1 protein-coding gene is annotated in these 282 nt (G+C 30.9%); it reads right to left on the reverse strand.

Annotated elements, in window-relative coordinates:
• Positions 1–91 precede the first annotated feature (91 nt).
• The coding region (locus tag ACNKXV_RS14625) for a hypothetical protein (protein WP_417908429.1) at positions 92–282 on the reverse strand (191 nt) is incomplete at its 5' end.

Raw genomic sequence — 282 nt, forward strand, 5'->3', positions numbered from 1 at the left:
TTATTTTGTTTAAGCACCAAAACGGTCATTAAAAATGGCCGTTTTTTATGCGCTACTTTCTAAGATTGGTTGTAAAAAATAATAATGACTATTACTTGGTAATATACAAAGGTAAATAATCACCTTGTTCTAACCCTTTAAAATAGGCTTGATATCGTCCATCTTGCTTAAACTGTGCTAAGTGTAAATTGAATATTTGTAATAGCTTTTCACTTTGCTCTACCTTATTTGGAAATAGCAAAAAACTGGTGTTAATGAGCAAAGGCTTAGAATGATGAGTGA

Source organism: Christiangramia aquimixticola (assembly GCF_048285835.1).
In the GTDB taxonomy this organism is placed as follows: domain Bacteria; phylum Bacteroidota; class Bacteroidia; order Flavobacteriales; family Flavobacteriaceae; genus Christiangramia; species Christiangramia aquimixticola.